At 36.7% G+C, this 18,965-nt stretch carries 19 protein-coding genes and 6 tRNA genes; 4 read left to right on the top strand and 21 right to left on the bottom strand.

Features of this window, described 5'->3' with window-relative positions; all coding sequences use genetic code 11:
* Nucleotides 1-13 precede the first annotated feature (13 nt).
* The gene (gene rpmG / locus ACZ5N5_RS14790) at nucleotides 14-163 is read right to left on the bottom strand and encodes a 50S ribosomal protein L33 (protein WP_018933855.1); all 150 of its coding nucleotides are present in this window, start codon (nucleotides 161-163) and stop codon (nucleotides 14-16) included.
* Between the two features lie 157 nt (nucleotides 164-320).
* On the opposite strand from rpmG, the gene ACZ5N5_RS14785 reads away from it, so the two are divergent.
* Nucleotides 321-656 carry a hypothetical protein gene (locus tag ACZ5N5_RS14785; RefSeq protein ID WP_464372704.1) on the top strand — a complete coding sequence of 112 codons (336 nt, stop codon included), beginning with the start codon at nucleotides 321-323 and terminating at the stop codon, nucleotides 654-656.
* A 21-nt stretch (nucleotides 657-677) separates the two neighbouring features.
* Complete coding sequence (locus tag ACZ5N5_RS14780) at nucleotides 678-1,169, top strand: endolytic transglycosylase MltG (protein ID WP_054788868.1); 492 nt, start codon at nucleotides 678-680, stop codon at nucleotides 1,167-1,169.
* A 28-nt stretch (nucleotides 1,170-1,197) separates the two neighbouring features.
* Here ACZ5N5_RS14780 and phoU read toward each other — a convergent pair whose 3' ends face one another.
* From phoU to ACZ5N5_RS14695, 17 genes are all read right to left on the bottom strand, one after another.
* A complete protein-coding gene (gene phoU, locus ACZ5N5_RS14775; RefSeq protein WP_054788867.1) occupies nucleotides 1,198-1,857 on the bottom strand; it encodes a phosphate signaling complex protein PhoU in 660 nt (219 codons plus the stop codon).
* A gap of 278 nt (nucleotides 1,858-2,135) precedes the next feature.
* Nucleotides 2,136-2,606: an IS200/IS605 family transposase gene (tnpA, locus tag ACZ5N5_RS14770; protein ID WP_464372703.1), complete on the bottom strand. Its 471-nt coding sequence runs from the start codon at nucleotides 2,604-2,606 to the stop codon at nucleotides 2,136-2,138.
* A gap of 182 nt (nucleotides 2,607-2,788) precedes the next feature.
* Entirely contained in the window at nucleotides 2,789-3,562 is a 774-nt protein-coding gene (gene pstB / locus ACZ5N5_RS14765) for a phosphate ABC transporter ATP-binding protein PstB (protein ID WP_054859280.1), read from the bottom strand.
* Nucleotides 3,563-3,579: 17 nt separating this feature from the next.
* Complete coding sequence (gene pstA / locus ACZ5N5_RS14760; RefSeq protein WP_464368069.1) at nucleotides 3,580-4,449, bottom strand: phosphate ABC transporter permease PstA; 870 nt, start codon at nucleotides 4,447-4,449, stop codon at nucleotides 3,580-3,582.
* Nucleotides 4,449-5,348: a phosphate ABC transporter permease subunit PstC gene (gene pstC / locus ACZ5N5_RS14755; RefSeq protein WP_245902321.1), complete on the bottom strand. Its 900-nt coding sequence runs from the start codon at nucleotides 5,346-5,348 to the stop codon at nucleotides 4,449-4,451. Before pstC ends, pstA begins: the two co-directional genes overlap by 1 nt.
* A gap of 141 nt (nucleotides 5,349-5,489) precedes the next feature.
* Entirely contained in the window at nucleotides 5,490-6,512 is a 1,023-nt protein-coding gene (locus tag ACZ5N5_RS14750) for a phosphate ABC transporter substrate-binding protein PstS family protein (RefSeq protein ID WP_054787719.1), read from the bottom strand.
* A gap of 179 nt (nucleotides 6,513-6,691) precedes the next feature.
* A complete protein-coding gene (locus tag ACZ5N5_RS14745; protein ID WP_277677889.1) occupies nucleotides 6,692-8,800 on the bottom strand; it encodes a peptidoglycan D,D-transpeptidase FtsI family protein in 2,109 nt (702 codons plus the stop codon).
* Nucleotides 8,801-8,875: 75 nt separating this feature from the next.
* On the bottom strand, nucleotides 8,876-10,084 hold the full coding sequence (locus ACZ5N5_RS14740; protein WP_277677888.1) for an MFS transporter: 1,209 nt from the start codon (nucleotides 10,082-10,084) through the stop codon (nucleotides 8,876-8,878).
* A 253-nt stretch (nucleotides 10,085-10,337) separates the two neighbouring features.
* Nucleotides 10,338-10,949, bottom strand: coding sequence for a superoxide dismutase SodA (gene sodA, locus ACZ5N5_RS14735; RefSeq protein WP_054787720.1), 612 nt, complete (start codon nucleotides 10,947-10,949; stop codon nucleotides 10,338-10,340).
* Between the two features lie 182 nt (nucleotides 10,950-11,131).
* Nucleotides 11,132-11,207 (bottom strand) — tRNA-Phe (locus ACZ5N5_RS14730).
* Between the two features lie 45 nt (nucleotides 11,208-11,252).
* Nucleotides 11,253-11,345 (bottom strand) — tRNA-Ser (locus ACZ5N5_RS14725).
* An 11-nt stretch (nucleotides 11,346-11,356) separates the two neighbouring features.
* Nucleotides 11,357-11,433, bottom strand: a tRNA-Ile gene (locus tag ACZ5N5_RS14720).
* 22 nt (nucleotides 11,434-11,455) lie between these two features.
* Nucleotides 11,456-11,531: transfer RNA gene (locus ACZ5N5_RS14715), tRNA-His, on the bottom strand.
* 15 nt (nucleotides 11,532-11,546) lie between these two features.
* Nucleotides 11,547-11,623, bottom strand: a tRNA-Met gene (locus tag ACZ5N5_RS14710).
* A gap of 1 nt (nucleotide 11,624) precedes the next feature.
* Nucleotides 11,625-11,699: transfer RNA gene (locus ACZ5N5_RS14705), tRNA-Asn, on the bottom strand.
* 144 nt (nucleotides 11,700-11,843) lie between these two features.
* Nucleotides 11,844-13,478, bottom strand: a complete 1,635-nt coding sequence (locus ACZ5N5_RS14700) for a Na/Pi cotransporter family protein (protein ID WP_054859278.1) — start codon at nucleotides 13,476-13,478, stop codon at nucleotides 11,844-11,846.
* A gap of 281 nt (nucleotides 13,479-13,759) precedes the next feature.
* Nucleotides 13,760-14,389 carry an NfeD family protein gene (locus ACZ5N5_RS14695; protein ID WP_054859277.1) on the bottom strand — a complete coding sequence of 210 codons (630 nt, stop codon included), beginning with the start codon at nucleotides 14,387-14,389 and terminating at the stop codon, nucleotides 13,760-13,762.
* Nucleotides 14,390-14,612: 223 nt separating this feature from the next.
* Here ACZ5N5_RS14695 and ispG point away from each other — a divergent pair, with 223 nt between their 5' ends.
* On the top strand, nucleotides 14,613-15,716 hold the full coding sequence (ispG, locus tag ACZ5N5_RS14690; protein WP_109984594.1) for a flavodoxin-dependent (E)-4-hydroxy-3-methylbut-2-enyl-diphosphate synthase: 1,104 nt from the start codon (nucleotides 14,613-14,615) through the stop codon (nucleotides 15,714-15,716).
* A 37-nt stretch (nucleotides 15,717-15,753) separates the two neighbouring features.
* On the opposite strand, the gene ACZ5N5_RS14685 is transcribed toward ispG, so the two are convergent.
* Nucleotides 15,754-16,140 (bottom strand): hypothetical protein, encoded by a 387-nt coding sequence (locus ACZ5N5_RS14685; protein WP_054787721.1) that lies wholly within the window; start codon nucleotides 16,138-16,140, stop codon nucleotides 15,754-15,756.
* Between the two features lie 212 nt (nucleotides 16,141-16,352).
* On the opposite strand from ACZ5N5_RS14685, the gene ACZ5N5_RS14680 reads away from it, so the two are divergent.
* Entirely contained in the window at nucleotides 16,353-16,634 is a 282-nt protein-coding gene (locus tag ACZ5N5_RS14680; protein ID WP_054859275.1) for a DUF2624 family protein, read from the top strand.
* 33 nt (nucleotides 16,635-16,667) lie between these two features.
* Here the strand turns inward: ACZ5N5_RS14680 and ACZ5N5_RS14675 are convergent, their stop codons facing one another.
* Nucleotides 16,668-17,561 (bottom strand): deoxyribonuclease IV, encoded by an 894-nt coding sequence (locus tag ACZ5N5_RS14675; protein WP_109984167.1) that lies wholly within the window; start codon nucleotides 17,559-17,561, stop codon nucleotides 16,668-16,670.
* A gap of 16 nt (nucleotides 17,562-17,577) precedes the next feature.
* Nucleotides 17,578-18,885 (bottom strand): DEAD/DEAH box helicase, encoded by a 1,308-nt coding sequence (locus tag ACZ5N5_RS14670; protein ID WP_109984166.1) that lies wholly within the window; start codon nucleotides 18,883-18,885, stop codon nucleotides 17,578-17,580.
* Nucleotides 18,886-18,965 lie beyond the last annotated feature (80 nt).

Below are 18,965 nucleotides of genomic sequence, written 5' to 3'. Positions count from 1 at the left end.
TCCCCTAACATCATTATTTTGTTTCACGGTGTAACGTATGTCTTTTCAAACGTGGGCTATATTTTTTAAGCTCCAAGCGTTCTGGATGTTTACGTTTATTTTTAGTCGTAATATAATTACGGTCACCAGTTTCAGTACAAGCTAATGTAATATTAACGCGCATGGTTTTCCCTCCAAACATATTGCTCTAATCACTTATTATCGATTTACTACCTGATAATAATAGCAAAAAGTTAAAACAATTTCAAGTATATGTTTCAAACTCTTATCACTTATGGTATAACTATTAGTAGAGAGAATCATTGTTTAGGGGGGAAACTATGCTTTATGTCTTAATTAGTCTTATCATAATTGGCGTCATTTTATGGATATTGTCTTTTTTTATGCATGATCGCTTTAAACAGATTGAAGATCAGCTTGAGCAATTCTCCATTTCTTCGTTGCAAGAGTCCTATCAGTTGAAGAAAAAAATAAGTATATTAGAAGAAGAACTTTTAATGGATGATGATATATTGGAACATTCCATGGATTCCAATGAATCCACAATGAATAACAAAATAGCTAATTTATATGTAAATGGATATGATATCCCATCCATTTCTCGTGAACTAAATATAAGTGAATTTGATGTTAGATCAGTAATTAATCAACTTTAATGGTGTGAATGAGGGATAAGAATGAAGCAAATGGTTAGAGCATTTTCGACAGGCCTTTTGACTGCCTCTATCATAATTGGTGTGGTTTTCCTTATTGAGGGTTTACCAAAAGACCAACCAGCAGAAGATGTTGCAGCAAGTGAGCGAATAGCAAGGCTTGAAGCAGAAGGCTATTATGTATACAAAGAAAATATGGAAGATCAAGTCACTCAATTAGAAAATGAAATAGACCAGCTAGAGAATCAACAAGACACATTAGAAAGTGATGCGAACGAAGAAACAGAAACGGAAGTGACTACTCATCCATTTTCTGTTGAACCAGGAATGACAGTACCAGACATTGTAGACGAACTCCTTGAGCTAGAACTAATTGAATCAGAAGACGAATTTATTACATACTTACAAGAAAATGAATTAACGACACGCCTACAAGTAGGCGAATTCGAGTTAAGTGATCAAATGACTGCTGAAGAAATAGCCGATCATTTAACTGGAACAGAAGAGGAGGAGTAAACCGCTAAGGTACTCCTCCTTTTCAACGTTATTCGTTTAAGTCTGCTGACTCCCCTTTTACTAAATACATAACATCTTCCCCGATATTAGTAGCATGATCCCCAATTCGTTCCACATAACGACCACTAAAAGCCATTTGCATAATATGCTGTATCTTCTGTGGATTGGTCGCTGTCTCCTCTAATAATTCCCTTAGCATCGTGGAATACATATTATCAATTACGTCATCCATTTCTGATAATTTTCTTGCTAAAGTAATGTCTTCATTCTCATAAGCTATGATTGAAATATCAATCATTTTAATCGCAATTTCTTTCATTTCCTTTACTGAATCATGAATTTTAATTCCATGATCTTTCCCTAAATGGATGGTAGACTTTGCGATATTCTTTGCATTATCAGCCATTCTTTCTAAATCAGATGAAATACGCAATGCTACGACAAGTCTTCTTAAATCTGTTGCTACTGGTTGCTGCCTAGCAATAAGAAGTATTGCTGTTTCATTAATTTCGAAATCTAGTTTATCTAATTCTTTATCCTTTTCGATCACTGCAAGGGCTCGATCCACATCACTTTGATATAGCACCTCCACTGCGTCTGTCAGTTGTGTTTGTGTCATTTTTGCAAATCGAACAATAAGAGATTCTACCTGTTTTAATTTATCTTCAAAATTCTCTCTACCTACCATACTGCACTCCCTCTCTCTTTTTTTCTCGTTATATCCTTATGCTTTTGTGAAGCGTTTTATTTTTCGTGTAAAGAAAATACGGCGTCAGAAGAGCCGTATCGTCTTCGAGCCACTTCTTGTGACAGTGATAAAATTCTGATGAGCTAAATCAAAACCACCAGTGTGAACTGGTGGTTTGCTCTGCGGCTGGAAGCCTCTATTACCGGCCTCGGCCTAAAAGGCCCACCGAACGGTTTCTCCTTTTGCACCACATTCACTCACTGATTCTAAAGAATCTCCTACTTCTTCTTATTTTTTTGTCCTATAAACGGATCAAATTCTTCGAATATAGTTAATTGATCCGACATGTAATCTTCTTTTAGCTGATTTCTAATGTATTCTTGTATTTGCTTTCTATTTCGTCCCACTGTATCGACATAGAATCTTCGGCATAAAGATTTTCTATTTCCATATTTATATTTTAAATTGGCATGTCGATCAAATATCATCAAGCTGCTCTTCCCTTTTAAATACCCCATAAATTGAGATACACTTAATTTCGGTGGGATACTTACTAACATATGGATGTGATCCGGACAAGCATTTGCTTCATGTATGATCACACCTTTTCGTTCACATAAATCGCGTATGATTTGACCTATGCTTTTTTTGTATTTTCCGTATATTATTTGCCTTCTGTACTTTGGTGCAAACACTATATGATACTTACAATTCCATGTTGTGTGTGCTAAACTATTCTTGTCCTTCATAGGACTCGCCTCCTTCTTTGGTGAGATTTAGTGGTCGGGAAACCAACTTTATCTTACCATGAAGTGAGGCTTTTTTTGGCCCACGCTGAAAGCTTTCCGGAACCCCTCGCATAGCAAGGGGTTTTCAACAACATTAAAAAGAGTCATTGGCAATAATACCTGCCAATGATCATTTTTCTTTATTAACCAAAACGACCCGTGATGTAGTCTTCTGTTCGTTTGTCTTTTGGATTGGAAAACAACTGATCTGTATCGGAAAACTCTACTAATTCTCCATTCAACATAAATGCTGTTTTATCGGAAATTCTGGCAGCTTGCTGCATATTATGTGTGACAATCACAATCGTATAATCATTCTTCAATTCTTTAATTAATTCTTCAATTTTCAAAGTAGAAATTGGGTCTAACGCAGATGTAGGCTCATCCATTAGAATCACGTCAGGCTCAATTGCTAAACAACGAGCGATGCAAATTCTTTGTTGCTGTCCACCAGATAACCCGTACGCATTCTGATTAAGTCGATCCTTTACTTCGTCCCAAATTGCCGCACCGCGAAGGCTTTTCTCTACAATTTCATCTAATACTTTTTTCTTTTTAATTCCATGGATCTTTGGACCATAAGCAACATTTTCATAAATGGATTTCGGAAATGGGTTCGGTTTTTGAAAGACCATTCCTACATGTGTTCTTAGCTCTTCTACTAATTGCTTTTTAGCAAATATTTCTTGATTATTATATTTAATACTTCCAGAAGTATGAACAGAAGGAATGGTTTCAATCATTCTGTTTAACGTTTTTAGTAATGTCGATTTCCCACAACCTGAAGGTCCGATCACTGCAGTAATTTCATTTCTTGGAATTTCCATATTTATTTGATGAATCGCTTGATCATTTCCATACCATAAATTAAAATCCTCGATGGAAAAGACATGCTTACTTAATGTGTTAGTTGTCATCTAAACCCCTCTTTTTCTTAAAATCTATTTTGAAATTTATTTCGGATCCAAACGGCAATTGCATTCATGCATAGTAAGATGATAAGCAACACGATAATCCCAGCTGCCGCAACATATTGCCATTCTTCTTGTGGACGCGAAGTCCAACTCCAAATTTGAATCGGCATAACGGTATATTTAGATAAAAATGAATCTGGAATCGTATAGATTGCGGCTGCAGCTCCCACGATTATTAATGGAGCAGTCTCACCAATCGCTCTGGATAATGCAAGAATGGATCCAGTTAAAATTCCCGGGATTGAAGCAGGCAGTACTATACGCCATATCGTTTGCCACTTAGTTGCCCCCATCCCTATGGAGGCCTCTCTTAATTCCTTCGGTACGGAACGAATTGCTTCCTGTGAAGCTACTACAATAACAGGTAGAACTAAGAGGCTCATCGTTAATGCGCCAGCTATTAACGAATAACCTAGTTCTAATATATAAACAAAGAAGGTTAAACCAAGTAAACCAAATACGATCGATGGTACACCTGCTAAATTTTGTACATTGACTTGAATAAACCGAGTAAAACGATTCTGCTTGGCATATTCCTCTAGATACAATGCGGTTGATACACCAAGTATAATCGAGACCGGCGCGGTTATAGAGATCAAAAAGATCGATCCCATTAACCCTGCAAAGATTCCAGCTTTTTCAATATATGGTGCTGGGTAATTTCGCAGGAAATCTATAGATAAATAGTCAATTCCTTGACTTAATATTCGATAAATGAGTAAAGCTAAAAAAATTAACGCAATGGAAGTTGCTGCAATAAATAAGCTTTTAAAAGCTTTATTTCTTACTACTCTACCTTTAATTTGTGCGGAATTCACTTTTGTTGACATTAATAATCCTCCTTAAATCTTCTCGAAATATACTGTGACAGGATATTCATTAATAAGGTGAAAATAAATAACGTAAACCCTACAGCATAAATACTAAGATAAATATTCGATTGATAGGAGGTATCTCCTGTTGCCCCTTGCACAATAAAGGCAGTTAATGTTTGAATCGATTGCCTCGGATCAAAGGTCATGTTAGGCGTTGCACCCGCAGCAATGGTTACAATCATCGTCTCACCAATAGCTCGAGATATCGCTAGTACAACGGATGCTATAATACCGGATAAAGCCGCTGGTAGAACGACCTTCATAGCAACCTCAAATCTCGTGGCACCTAACCCCAAAGCACCTTCTCTCAGTGATTTCGGTACTGCGCTCATCGCATCCTCAGATAAGGAAGCAATCATCGGGATAATCATAATCCCTACTACAATTCCGGCACTTAATGCATTAAATATTTTCATATCAGTGAAAACAGAGCCTAATAAAGGCGATACAAATGTTAAAGCGAAAAAGCCATACACAACTGTTGGAATACCAGCTAAGATTTCCAGGATTGGCTTAATAATTTTTCTTGTTCTATCACTTGCATATTCACTTAAATAAATCGATGCTGCAAGTCCAATAGGTAATGCTACACATATAGCTATAGCTGTAATTAAAAGAGTTCCAATAATGAGTGGTGCTACCCCAAATCGATCGGTCCATGGTGACCATTCACTTCCTAAATAAAAATCAACCAAGGACACATTAGAGAAAAAAGTAATGGATTCTCGTAATAAGGTGAAGAGAATTCCTATTGTTGTAATGACAGATATGATTGCACATAACAACAAAAAATATGGAATACCTTTTTCAAAATAATTACCGATATTCTTTTTTTGTTTATTTTTCTTTATCATGTCTTGAACGGAATAACTTTGTTCTGCTTTCTTGTTCACATGAATTCCCCTTTTCTTAAAAACCACACAAAGATTATGGGACAGCCCACAATTCATTTACTTGTGAACCTGTCCCTTTGATATACTAGCCTTTTTCAATTCTTACTCTGCTGCTAATTCTTCGATCTCTGTTAATTGCTCTTGGTACTTTTCATCTGGAAGTGCAACATAGCCTACTTCCTCAGCAGCTGCACCAGCATTTTCGATTGAGAATTTCACAAAATCAAGCACTTGTGGCTTTTCTTTCATGTAATCCACATTTACGTATGTGAACAATGGTCGAGAAAGTGGTGAGTAAGAACCATCTTGAATCGTATCAGCTGTTGGCTTTACAGGATTTCCATCACCATTGTCAATTCCAAGTACCTTTAATGTATCTTGATTTTCTGCATAATAGGCATAACCGAAGTAACCAATTGCGTATGGATCACTCTGAATACCAGTTACTAATGTGTTGTCATCTTCAGATAGTGTGACATTTTCGCCTTCACGCATAGGATTTTCTTCTAGGATTACTTCATTGAAATAATCAAACGTTCCGGAATCGTGTCCTGGGCTATAAATAACAATATCCTCTTCTGGCCATTCTGGGTTAATGTCAGACCATTTCGTTGCTCCACCATCCGCTAGGAAGATTTGTTTTAATTGATCAATTGTTAAGTTTTCAACAAAATCATTTTCTTGACTTACCACTACAGATAAACCGTCATAAGCTAATTCAATTTCATGTAAGGTAATGCCATTTTCTTCAGCAGTGGCTTTTTCTTCATCTTTAATTGGACGAGAAGCATTACTTAAATCAATTTCACCAACAGTAGATTTTTCAAATCCACCACCAGAACCGGATGAATTAAGTGCTGTTTCTACTTCTGGATTTTCTTGATTATATTCGTACGTTAAATATTCCATGATCGGTAAAACGGTTGAAGAACCATCAATATTGACTGGTCCAGAAACCTCTCCATCTTCTGAGCCTTCGTCACCAGATCCTTCGCCATTTTCTGATGCATTTGCTTCATTATTTTCATCTGAGCCCGCATCATCTGGGGCATTTCCACAAGCAGCTAACAAACCTACTGTTAATAGAGTGACAGCTACCAACATCATTAACTTCCATTTACTCATTGTTTTTCCCCCTACAATTGTTTTTATAAAAGCTATGATCTTGCTTCTACTACATAGTAACGCAAAACTATTAATTCACTATTAAGCAATTGTAAAGACTATGTAAATTCGACAGATTATGTGGTAATTTTCATAGAAAAAAGCATATAGCCGAGGCTATATGCTTTGAATCATTATATTTATTCTTCTTCGTTGTCTTCGTCAGCAGATTTTCCTTCATAATATGCTTCAATAATACGTTTCCCTATCTTATGATTAATTTCATATTGACCAGCACCTGTACCGTTTTTTGGTACGATTACGGCAAAAGCTACCTCTGGGTTCTCTTCGGGACTATAGCCAACAAGAGATAAATTCTCTGTATTTGCGACTAACTCTCCATCCTTGTATTGAGGATTTTCTGCAGTACCTGTTTTTCCCGCAACTTCATAGGGAACATCCTTCCACAGTCTTTGTGCAGTTCCCTGTGTAAATACTAGACGGAAGCCTTCCTGAACACGTTCAATATATTTGTCATCCATCTCAATACGATTTATTACCTCAGGCTCCATCGTCTTCAAGACAGAGCCTAATTTTCCATCTTCTGTTGATGGCTCTCTGATTTCTTTTACGAGATGTGGTTTAATTCGGTATCCACCATTCGCAATCGTAGAAACATATTGTGCTAATTGCATGGTTGTATAGGTATCAAATTGCCCAAACGACAAGTCGAGGAAATTACCTGGTAATCCATTCGATCCCGTAACACCTGTTGCTTCAAACGGCATATCAATCCCTGTCTCGACACCTAAACCAAACTGTTTAAAATAATTCCTCAACTCTCCAAACGCGCCATAATCAAAATTGTACAGTGGTTCATTATATCGATACGTTGCACCTGCCATTTTGATTGCGATTCTCATCATATAAACGTTGGAGGATTGTTCTAGTGCGTACAAATCAGAAATATTATCTCCAAGATTTTTCCATGAACTTTTCTCTTTTGTTCCTTTTATCTTTATTACCCCATCATCTAATCTTGTTCCGATATCTATCACACCACTCTGATAGCCTGCCAGCATCGTAGCTCCCTTAATAGCAGAACCAGGAGCATGGGCATCATAAATTGTACGGTAAGCATTATTTACATATTCTTTATTTTCACGATCATATCTTATAGCTGACATTGCAAGGATCTCACCTGTCTGTGGATTCATCACAACTGCCATTGCATCTTCTAAATAACCATTATTATTAACCGGATGGTTAATAGCCGTTCGTAGCTCTTCTTCGACGATCTTATCCACCTGTTGTTGAAGCTCCATATCTACTGTTAATATAAGATCCTTGCCTCGTTGTCCTTCGACAACCACTTCTGAGCCGACTACTTCTCCGTCATTATTCGTGGTGTATTGGACTTTTTCTTTTCTTCCTCTTAGTACATGCTCATATTGCTGTTCTAATCCACTCGTTCCGACACGATCATTCCAGGTGTAGCCATTAGCTAAATAGTAATCACTATTCTCTCTCGGTATCCCTTCTTCTGATGACGTGATACTTCCGATAAATGCACTTAATGTTCCTTCATAGTTATTATCACGTTCCCAATCAATGGTTGCATCAATATTTGGAAGATCATGCAGATGTTCTGCAACTTTTGCATATTCTTCATCTGTTATCCCCTCGTTTACGACAATATGTGGGGATAACTCATGTGCTTGATCCAATTCCTTTTTAATTGCAATAATATTTAATAACTCAGGAGTCCAGTCGACTGTGGCAAGATCATCTGCTGTAATGGCATTCAATTCAGCCTGATACTTGTCTCCACCTTCTAGCTCCTTTTCTTTTTCCGTTAAGCGGTCTGCGACTTCTTCTGTATTTTGAATATACCAGTATTCTTTTTTGTCTCGTTCTGTTATTTCTTCTTTTAGTTCTTCTTGATCTTTAATGATCGTAATATATTCTGCTAAATCTTCCGCTAGCTCTAGTCTCTCATCTGCTGTTTGACCATGCTTGGGTGGTGTATACGTAATGGATTTGACTGGATTATTATCCAGTATTAAGTTATGGTTTCGATCATACATCAACCCACGTGGCACAGGTTTTTCAGAAGGAGTGTTTTCTGTTTGATCAATTTCTCGTTGCGCTTCTTCTCCGTTTAAAATTTGCACAACCCCAAGCTGGACAATTAATAAGGAAAAAATCAGGAAAACACTAACGAATAAAATATTTAAACGTAGTGGTAGCTGTGATCGCTTTTTTTTCACTTTTTTCTTTTTTTGCCTAAAGTTTAAGTATTTGCCCATATCCTTCCCCCTCTACTATTTTATCCTGACAAATGCATACTTACTTATTATAGCATGGAAGAAGAATTGGGAAAATTAAATTGATGTTTTTCTGATAAAGAAATAGGAAAGGAAATTACCGCCACCAAAGACAAGCATTAATACTGGAATAATGAAGATTGGATCTAAAAAGGAGACACTCACAATAAAGACAATAATCGCAAGCACTCTTCCAATATTAATGAACACCTCACGAATAATAATATATTCTACTCTCCAATTTCCAGCATTTTTAGATTTTCCGATTATATCGTACGTGAGAGAAACAAATGGGACATTAAATAATGGAAAACTGACCCCTATGATGACGCCATAGAGAAGAATGGTGACATAGCTGGTTGGGAACACAAAAAGTAACACGGCTAAATATAAAGCTAGACCACCATAGAAAATGGCTGCTTTTCTTTTTTTGCTGCTAACCATCTTTGAGACAAAGTAATAGCTAATAAAGGAACAAAGGGAGATCAAAAAATTGAAAAGACCAAGCGAAAGCTCACTATTTGTTTCAATATACACCCAAATTGTAATAATAAAAATAAACAATCCTTCTCTTGATCCCTGTGTAAGGTGGGCGAATAGCACACTACGCCAATTCGTATTATGCTTCCTTTCTTTGAAAACCTCACGGATAAAGAAACGACCTGTTGCTTTTCTTTTCTTTAGATAAAACGAACAAACAATCGCTAAAAAGAAAAGAAAAAAAGATAAAAAGAAAATCGTGCTATATCCTTTGAAATTATCCATCAGTGTGATGATATAGCCAGCAAGTAAGGGTCCGACCATTCCACCAAAGGATTGTAAGGATCCAAGTATCCCATTAAATAAGTCTCGTGTTTCTGGTTCTGTTACTTCGAAGGTTAACACATTGTAAGCTAACCAATAGAAGCCATAGCCAATCCCTAATATAGCGCCAAGCATATAAGTATAATTAACGGCTTTTTCTCCTAGAAGGAGTACCACCATGTAAAAAATGGACAAAAAGATTACACCTATTCGAATAATCAGTGTCCGATCTACATGCTTCACACACTTGCCAGCGACAAAAAAGGAGATTGGTTGTAGCAAATAAATAAAAAGGTTATAGGTGGCAATATCCATATAGTCTCCTGATTGCTTCCATAAGAACACATTGACAAATGTGTTGGAGATAAAAGTGGAAAGTGCGTATAAACCACCGATAATCAGTAATATCTTTAAATCTCTACTTACTGGTATGGAAGGTTTTTTACTTGGAAATAACTGCATTTTCTTACACCTCATTTAAAGCCTATAATCTATAGTCTTTTCCAGTTTAAATGAGATATACGAAAATAAAGTTAGAAACCGATCAAGGTGTGAAGAAGTAATTTTGCGCCTATTAGAAAAACTCGCATTCGAGCTATTTTCGTTAGCTTTTCTAATACTCTGAATTTCAAAATTTATGCTTCGTCGCTTTACTTCCTGTAAAAAATTTGCAAGCAAAAAAGAAGTGCTACGATGAGCACTTCCTTTCCTTTTTTTATTTTGCTTCATTATATAAGCTTGCAACTTTATCCCAATTTACTACATTCCAGAACGCTGCAATGTAATCAGGACGTTTATTTTGATATTTTAGGTAATAAGCATGTTCCCATACATCAAGACCTAGAATTGGTGTTTTCCCTTCAGAAATAGGAGTATCTTGATTTGGTGTACTTGTAATAGCTAAGTTACCATTGTCAACTACTAGCCAAGCCCAGCCTGAGCCGAATCGTCCAGCTGCAGCATTTGCAAATTCCTCTTTGAACTTGTCAAAGCTACCAAATGCTTCGTTAATTTTGTCAGCTAATTCTCCAGTTGGCTCACCACCACCATTTGCTGATAGCAATGTCCAGAATAAACTGTGGTTGGCATGTCCGCCACCATTATTACGAACTGCTGTACGAATATTTTCAGGTACTGCATCAAGATTTGCTAAAATGTCCTCGATTGATTTATTTGCTAAATCATCATGACCTTCTAGTGCAGCGTTTAATTTCGTAACATAAGTGTTGTGATGTTTAGTGTGATGAATGTTCATTGTTTCCTTATCAATATGTGGCTCGAGTGCATCATATGCATAAGGTAAATCTGGTAAAGTAAAATTTGCCATGTTTATTCCTCCTATTTTTTAGTTTGAAGGTTCCTAACCTCTCCAATTCAAATATTATCAAATAGTCAGAATAGATTGCAAATAATTAGCATTTATTCACTATAGTATGAAAGGTTTTCCATCAAGTGAAATTAATTTTATAATAAATAAAAAAACAAGCTTTAACGTTCGCTTGTTGAGAATGGTGGCTCGGGACGGAATCGAACCGCCGACACACGGATTTTCAGTCCGTTGCTCTACCGACTGAGCTACCGAGCCAATTTTTTTATTCTGTTTTTAGACACTGTCCTAGTTATGTATAAATGGCGGAGGAAGAGGGATTCGAACCCCCGCGGGCCGTGAAGCCCCTGTCGGTTTTCAAGACCGATCCCTTCAGCCGGACTTGGGTATTCCTCCGTGTAAAAATATGGTGGACCCTGCAGGATTCGAACCTGCGACCGATCGGTTATGAGCCGATAGCTCTAACCAACTGAGCTAAGGGTCCTTCTTCTCTAAATATATAATGATGGGGCGACCGGTGGGGATCGAACCCACGCATGTCGGAACCACAATCCGATGTGTTAACCACTTCACCACGACCGCCATCGTCTAAGAAATTGGTAGCGGCGGAGGGAATCGAACCCCCGACCTCACGGGTATGAACCGTACGCTCTAGCCAGCTGAGCTACACCGCCATGGCTCCACAGGTAGGATTCGAACCTACGACCGATCGGTTAACAGCCGATAGCTCTACCACTGAGCTACTGTGGATTAAAATTATGTATTTACTGAAGCGACATTTAATAATTTACCATATAAAAAATATAACGTCAATACTTTTTTTGAACTTTTTTATTTAAAGAAGAAGGATTTCGGGATAACAAGCATTTTTCTAAGCTTGTTACCCCGAAAAGATTAATTATGTTTGCCACCAAGCACTTCATCGGCAATGTTCACAGCATGGTCTCCTATTCGCTCTAAATTACTAATAATATCTGCAAATACAATTCCTGCTGCTCCTGTACAAACTCCCTCATTCAGACGAATAATATGCTTTTTACGGTATCTTCTTTCCATTTTATCAATTTCATTTTCTTTCTGTACAACGGATAAAGCAGCTTCCCTATCCATTTGCTCTAATGCTTTAATAGCTTCCTTTACCGTTATAATGGTTAGATCGAACATTTCATTTAAATCTATCATGCCTTGCTCTGTAATATCTACCTTATTCGACATTTTGTAATTAATCAACTCAATAATATTCTCATAATGATCACCTATGCGTTCAATATCCCGAACGGCATTAATTAATGCAGAGTGATCGGTCTTTTCTATGTCTGATAGGGTCGACCCCGACAATTGAACTAAATAGGCTGTGATTTCCCGGTCTAGATTATTTAACGCACCTTCCAATTGTTGCGCCATATCAGCATTTTTGCTATTTTTCGTATTTAAAAAGGAGCTTGTCTCTTCTAGTCCTCTTATTGCATATTCACCCATTCGAATGACTTCGAATTTAGCTTGGTCTAGTGCAACAGATGGCGATTGTTGAATAAAAATTGGATCTAAATGCTTTGCTTTATATTCGACTTCGGTATCTTTTCCTGGAATAATCTTTGTCACGATCAGAGCCAATAATCCGATAAATGGAAATTGAATAATAGTATTCAGCACATTAAAGATTCCATGTGCAAAAGCGATCGTCATGGCAGGATTCAGTTCTAATGCTGCCTGGATATGCTCCATCATAATCGTATAAAAATGAATAAATGTAATGACAATCGTTGCTCCAATTACATTAAAGATTACATGTGTTAATGCAGCACGTTTAGCCGCAATAGTTGCTCCAATCGATGCTAAAACTGCTGTAATCGTTGTCCCGATGTTATCACCAAATAGTACCGGTAAAGCAGCCTTTAATTGGATAGCATCCTCAAGCATCAAGCTTTGTAGTATTCCAATGGTTGCACTTGAGCTTTGAACAGCAATGGTAAACACAGTCCCAATGACAGCGCCAAGTATTGGATTATTAGACATACTTACGGTTAAATCGTGAAATGCTTGTAAATCTCGTAATGGTTTAAGTCCAGAGCTCATTAACTCTAAACCAAAAAACAAGGCACCAAATCCGAAAATGGTTAAACCAATATTGGTAATTCGTTTCTCTTTAAAGAAAAATAATAAAAATGCACCAATACCTAAAATCGGCAATGCATATGCGCCAATATCAAATCCTATAATAAATGCTGTAATCGTTGTCCCAATATTAGCACCCATAATTACACCAATGGATTGTCTTAATGTCATAAACCCTGCATTTACTAACCCAACCGTTAGGACGGTCGTTCCGGAGCTTGATTGAATCAACACAGTCACAATCATCCCGGCAAGTACACCCATAAACGGATTGCTTGTAAATTTATCAAGTATGGTACGTAATCTGTCACCAGCGGATTTTTGAAGCCCTTCCCCCATATATTTAATACCTAAAAGGAAAATACCTAAACCGCCAATAAATTCAAAAATCATAACTTGTACATTTAAATCCAACAGTTTTCATCCCTTCATAAAAGCAAATTCGTCGTTTTGTCCTTATGTCTGCTCATCTCTTTGACATAGTAAGACATTTTTCGCAAAGCACATACGAATTTAATATTAAGTTTTCATGAACGATTTGTAAAGGTCTTTAATAAAAATTTACACTCTCTTAACAATTCATTCATATTATAACAATAATCCTATTTAATTAATATGAATTTTTTATTTTAAAATTAGCAACTATTGGATTTTCTAAAAAAATATAAATTTTAAAAACAAAAAAGCCTGAATTCTCAGACTTTTCCTTTTACTAATATTCTTGTACCATCTACAGACACCACCACAATTCGGGTATCTTTCTCCAGCCACTTCCCTTGTGTGACTGCACTATAGTCGTTTTCTCCGATACGGATGGTCCCTGTAGGCCTCATATCTGTAATAGCTTTTCCTTCCTTCCCTACTAATAATTTGTAGCTTTGATTAACACTTGAATATCCTGCTTCATCTGTTAATTGATCATAGAGTGTAATTTTCGTCCACATCTTCCGCTTCTTAAATACCTTAAGAAATAGTAAAGAAGCAGCTCCTCCTATAAAAACCCCTAATACAGCGTACAGTCCCGCTACCCAATTAGGTGCTGTCATCCCTACAGATATCACCATACAGACCAATCCTATGACAGCTAAAGTTCCATCATTCAGTATTTTGCCATCGATTACGATGAATAACATACCAATTAAATAAATAGCAATCATAATAAAAAACATACTAGGATCTAAAAAAGAAGAAAAATATACTGTAATAAAACCAAGGCCAAGAATGGCAAAAATCCCTTTTACATTGACTAATATTTCCCCAACTAGAAACAGGGTAGCTAAACCACAGATAACAAAACTTATCCAATCTGCATTAAAATCAAACATGGCTACTCACCTCTCGGCTTTTCTTTATCTTATCAAATGATTCGAATGATTAGAACTGAATTGTATGCTCTTAAATATAAAATACGATCCTACTAGGAAAAGGTTTCAATAATTTGCAAATTTGAATGTGTTACACTTCTCATTTACTAGGTTAACCTTTATAATGGAAGTTGGTACAGTAATTAGATTATTTACGTGGAAATATAAAGGAGCGATTTTATTTATGGCTTTAACACATCGTAAGGATACACGACCTGTGAAAATTGGCAACGTAATGGTAGGTGGAAAAAACGAGGTTGTCATTCAGTCTATGACTACAACCAAAACACATGACGTTGAAGCAACCGTTGAAGAAATAAAAAGACTAGAAGATGCAGGTTGTCAAATCGTTCGTGTAGCATGTCCTGATGAGCGTGCTGCCAATGCCATTCCAGAAATAAAAAAAAGAATTAACATCCCATTAGTGGTTGATATACATTTTAATTATAAGCTAGCTCTTAAAGCAATAGAAGGTGGAGCTGATAAGATTAGAATTAATCCAGGTAATATTGGGAAACGAGACAAAGTAGAGGCAGTTGTCAATGCGGCAAAAGCGAAAGGCATTCCGATTCGTATAGGTGTCAATGCAGGTTCATTAGAACGTCATATACTCGAAAAATACGGCTATCCTACTGCTGATGGTATGGTAGAAAGTGCATTACACCATATTAAAATATTAGAAGACCTAGATTTTCATGATATTGTTGTCTCACTCAAGGCTTCTGATGTAAGCCTAGCGATTGAAGCATACGAAAAGGCTGCAGAAGTAATCTCCTATCCACTTCACCTAGGTATTACTGAGTCAGGTACTTTATTTGCTGGGAGTATCAAAAGTGCAGCAGGAATGGGTGCCATTCTTAGTAAAGGAATCGGTAGTACGATGCGAATTTCGTTAAGTGCAGACCCCGTACAAGAGGTAAAAGTAGCAAGAGAATTGCTAAAAACATTTGGTCTTGCTTCCAATGCGGCAACACTAATTTCTTGTCCTACGTGTGGAAGAATAGAAATTGACCTAATCAAAATTGCCAATGAGGTGGAAGAATATATTTCCACGATTAAAGCACCAATTAAAGTTGCCGTGCTTGGCTGTGCTGTTAACGGTCCTGGTGAAGCAAGAGAAGCAGATATTGGTATTGCAGGTGCTCGAGGAGAAGGATTACTATTCCGTCATGGAGAAATCATTCGAAAAGTCCCTGAAGAAACAATGGTAGAGGAATTAAAGAAAGAAGTCGATAAAATCGCAGAAGAGTATTTTGAAAAACAAAAAACGGAAACACAGGAAGTATAAGTAAGCTAGCCCTTCAAAATGGGCTAGCTTTTTTCATTTAAAATAATGGTACAAATATCAAGGACAGTAACAAGGAAATAATGGAAATAACAATAGCACTATTTCCTAGTGTATCTGCTCCTTTTTTTTTGGAGATGAAGCCTAATACGATCCCCCCAATAGCCATTAGTAATGGCCAAACGAAGAATGAAGCGATCGATAAGATCAATCCAATCCATCCATAAACTGTATTCACATCTGTCTGCATACTAGTTCCTTGTTCTGTCTCAACAGCTCGGTTAAACTCGTTAGCTGTAAGTTCTTGCGAAGCTTCTGCCTCACGACTGTAGTCCTTGTTTGCAGCATATAGTTCATCCGTTTCAGCAAATTGCTTGGACTGTTTATCCACACCGTCAGTTCTATTTTGATCATCATGATTTGACATACTCAACCCTCCTCTTCATAAGTTAGAGGTACATTCTTTAGTATGTCTTTATTCCTTGATGATTTACTTGGTAATTTCTACGCTTTGGAAACAACACTTTTATGTACTTATTTAATTTTTGTTATGTAATAATTTACCGAATAAGTACACTTTTAACCAATTCTTGCATAAAATAAAATAATGATTTCATTTCTAGACAAAGGAGTGCCTAAATGAACGGATTTACTAAAAGGATGATTATGATGAAGCTTCAACAAGTAGACCCAAATACATTGTATGACTATGCTAAAATGTATAAACTAAATGTTACATTCGAACAAGCAACAGACATTGCTAATCACCTTAAACAGAATCAATATGATCCAACCAATGCATCGGATCGTGCCCGAATGTTGAAAAAGCTTGCTCAAATTACCGACCTTGAAACAGCAAAAAAATGCCAACAAATATTTCAAAAGTTGGCTAGTGAATATGGAATAAAAGATTTGTTTTAAATATAAAAGCTTGGGCGATCGCCCAAGCCTCTTTTATTGATTCATTATTTGATCTTGTAAATCAGGTACAAATGTACCATTCTTTAGCATTTCTATTTCGAATTTGTATGGTGGTTTTTTATTCTTTTTGTCCGTACCCACATACGGTGTTTCAAGAATTTTCGGTAAATGTTCCAGTTGTGGATGATGAACGATTTTGTTTAATACATCAAATCCTAAATAACCGAAACCGATATTTTGATGTCGGTCTTTTCTTGCACCTTGCTCGTTTTTACTATCATTCACATGGACAACCTTTAATCGATCCAAACCGATAATTTTATCAAATTCATTTAATACACCATCGAAATCCTCGACCACTTGATAGCCTGCATCATGGATATGACACGTATCTAAACAAATAGAGAGCTTTTCGTTATATTTGACCCCATCGATGATTTTAGCTAGCTCATCAAAGCTTCTTCCAATTTCGGACCCTTTTCCAGCCATCGTCTCAAGTGCAATTTGAACCTCTTGTTTGGGATCTAATACTTCATTTAATCCTTCGATAATTTTGGCAATTCCAACTTCAGGCCCTTCCCCAACATGTGCACCTGGATGAAGCACAATTTGTCTTGAACCGATTGCTTCTGTTCGTTCAATTTCGTTTCTTAAAAAATTGACCCCTAGCTCAAAGGTTTCTTTTTTGACAGCATTACCGATATTAATAATATAAGGAGCATGTACAACAATTTCTTCTATGCCATTTTCTTTCATATGATCTTGGGCTGCTTCAATATTTAATTCTTCAATCGGTTTTCTTCTAGTATTTTGTGGGGCACCTGTGTATACCATAAATACGTTTGCTCCGTACGATGTTGCTTCTTCGCTTGAAGCTAATAACATTTTCTTTCCACTCATTGAAACATGTGATCCTATCTTCACCATTTATTCTCCACCCTTTTTATTTCTTGAATTGATTGCGTTGAATTTTTCTCTTTGCTTTCTTTTGCTGTTGCTTCATTTTTTTCTTATAACCAGGCTTTACTTTATTTGGTTTTCTCACCTGTTGCCATGCTTTTTTTTCCACTTCATTTTCTTGCTTTTTTCTCGTCTGTCTGGCATTCCATGCTTTTGTTTCTTGCCATTCCCCTTTGACGATATCATAGAACGTATACTGAATTCCTTTTTTCTCCAATTTTTGAATAAGTCCCAAATCATCTTCTCGATAAAGGTTAATTGCCGTTCCTTCCATTCCTGCTCTAGCAGTTCTCCCTACTCTGTGAATATAAAAGCTCTCCTCTTTTGGAAGCTCTGCATTAATCACATGACTGACACCTTTAATGTCTATTCCTCGAGCTGCAAGATCTGTTGCCACAATATACTGGTACTTTAATTGCTGAATTTCTTTCAACACTCGTTTACGTTCTCTTTGGGATAATCCTCCATGGATTAAACCAACATCTAGTCCCTTTTCTTGTAATGAAGCTGCTAGCTCATCGGCTCGATCTTTTCCATTCGTGAAGATGATCGCAAGATATGGTTGAATTAGCTTAGAAATTTGCCATATTACTTGGGCTGGTTCACGATGCTTTAGGGCAACCATACGGTGCTCCATTTTCTCCGGAGCTAATCGATCATGGATTTGAATGAATTTTGGTGCATGTAAATATTTTTTTAAAAATGGCTGAAGCTTCTCTGGTATGGTGGCTGAGAATACCATTATTTGTATAGATGAATCAGCTCTCATTAATATCCGATCGATTTCCTCAATTAAGCCTAATTCCAGCATTAAATCTGTTTCATCTATTACGAAGGTGCTAGCTTGGAAAATATCCACTACTTCCTCTTGTATTAGATCTAATAATCTTCCTGGAGTTGCTACGATGATATGTGGCGGTTCTTTTAATTTATCGACCATTCGTTTCTTATCCGTTCCACCTATCAAAAGCTTCGCTCTCCACTCCGTCTCTTTATCAGCATAGTTGATCATTTTCTTCACTTCGTCGTAGATTTGGATCGCCAATTCTCTTGTAGGAGCGGTGAGCACTACTTGCGTATGATTATCATCCGTCAAATTATTAAACAGAGGAATAAGAAATGCATGCGTCTTTCCAGAGCCTGTCTCAGATTGTCCAATGATACTATTTCCTTTTAGAGCTTCTGGAATCACTTTTGCTTGAATCGGTGTTGGTTCATAAAAGCCGAGTTGATCTATTATGTGATCCATGGATTCCTTTAGCTGATACTGCTTAAATAAATGATTTTTCATTTTGATCTCCTTTTGCTTAACAAATCTTTGTCAATTGCTAAGAATACCTTTATAATAAAAGTATTGGACAATTTTCTATT

This window comes from Gracilibacillus sp. JCM 18966 (genome assembly GCF_055392695.1).
The sequence above is the reverse complement of the archived record's forward strand: the minus strand, read 5'-3'. Positions and strand labels throughout refer to the sequence as shown.

Excerpts from the sequence above, each read along its gene's own strand:
- rpmG (WP_018933855.1), bottom strand. The coding sequence starts at position 163 with ATGCGCGTTAATATTACATTAGCTTGTACTGAAACTGGTGACCGTAAT.
- ACZ5N5_RS14785 (WP_464372704.1), top strand. The coding sequence starts at position 321 with ATGCTTTATGTCTTAATTAGTCTTATCATAATTGGCGTCATTTTATGG.
- ACZ5N5_RS14780 (WP_054788868.1), top strand. The coding sequence starts at position 678 with ATGAAGCAAATGGTTAGAGCATTTTCGACAGGCCTTTTGACTGCCTCT.
- phoU (WP_054788867.1), bottom strand. The coding sequence starts at position 1,857 with ATGGTAGGTAGAGAGAATTTTGAAGATAAATTAAAACAGGTAGAATCT.
- tnpA (WP_464372703.1), bottom strand. The coding sequence starts at position 2,606 with ATGAAGGACAAGAATAGTTTAGCACACACAACATGGAATTGTAAGTAT.
- pstB (WP_054859280.1), bottom strand. The coding sequence starts at position 3,562 with ATGACAACTAACACATTAAGTAAGCATGTCTTTTCCATCGAGGATTTT.
- pstA (WP_464368069.1), bottom strand. The coding sequence starts at position 4,449 with ATGTCAACAAAAGTGAATTCCGCACAAATTAAAGGTAGAGTAGTAAGA.
- pstC (WP_245902321.1), bottom strand. The coding sequence starts at position 5,348 with ATGATAAAGAAAAATAAACAAAAAAAGAATATCGGTAATTATTTTGAA.
- ACZ5N5_RS14750 (WP_054787719.1), bottom strand. The coding sequence starts at position 6,512 with ATGAGTAAATGGAAGTTAATGATGTTGGTAGCTGTCACTCTATTAACA.
- ACZ5N5_RS14745 (WP_277677889.1), bottom strand. The coding sequence starts at position 8,800 with ATGGGCAAATACTTAAACTTTAGGCAAAAAAAGAAAAAAGTGAAAAAA.
- ACZ5N5_RS14740 (WP_277677888.1), bottom strand. The coding sequence starts at position 10,084 with ATGCAGTTATTTCCAAGTAAAAAACCTTCCATACCAGTAAGTAGAGAT.
- sodA (WP_054787720.1), bottom strand. The coding sequence starts at position 10,949 with ATGGCAAATTTTACTTTACCAGATTTACCTTATGCATATGATGCACTC.
- ACZ5N5_RS14695 (WP_054859277.1), bottom strand. The coding sequence starts at position 14,389 with ATGTTTGATTTTAATGCAGATTGGATAAGTTTTGTTATCTGTGGTTTA.
- ispG (WP_109984594.1), top strand. The coding sequence starts at position 14,613 with ATGGCTTTAACACATCGTAAGGATACACGACCTGTGAAAATTGGCAAC.
- ACZ5N5_RS14685 (WP_054787721.1), bottom strand. The coding sequence starts at position 16,140 with ATGTCAAATCATGATGATCAAAATAGAACTGACGGTGTGGATAAACAG.
- ACZ5N5_RS14680 (WP_054859275.1), top strand. The coding sequence starts at position 16,353 with ATGAACGGATTTACTAAAAGGATGATTATGATGAAGCTTCAACAAGTA.
- ACZ5N5_RS14675 (WP_109984167.1), bottom strand. The coding sequence starts at position 17,561 with ATGGTGAAGATAGGATCACATGTTTCAATGAGTGGAAAGAAAATGTTA.
- ACZ5N5_RS14670 (WP_109984166.1), bottom strand. The coding sequence starts at position 18,885 with ATGAAAAATCATTTATTTAAGCAGTATCAGCTAAAGGAATCCATGGAT.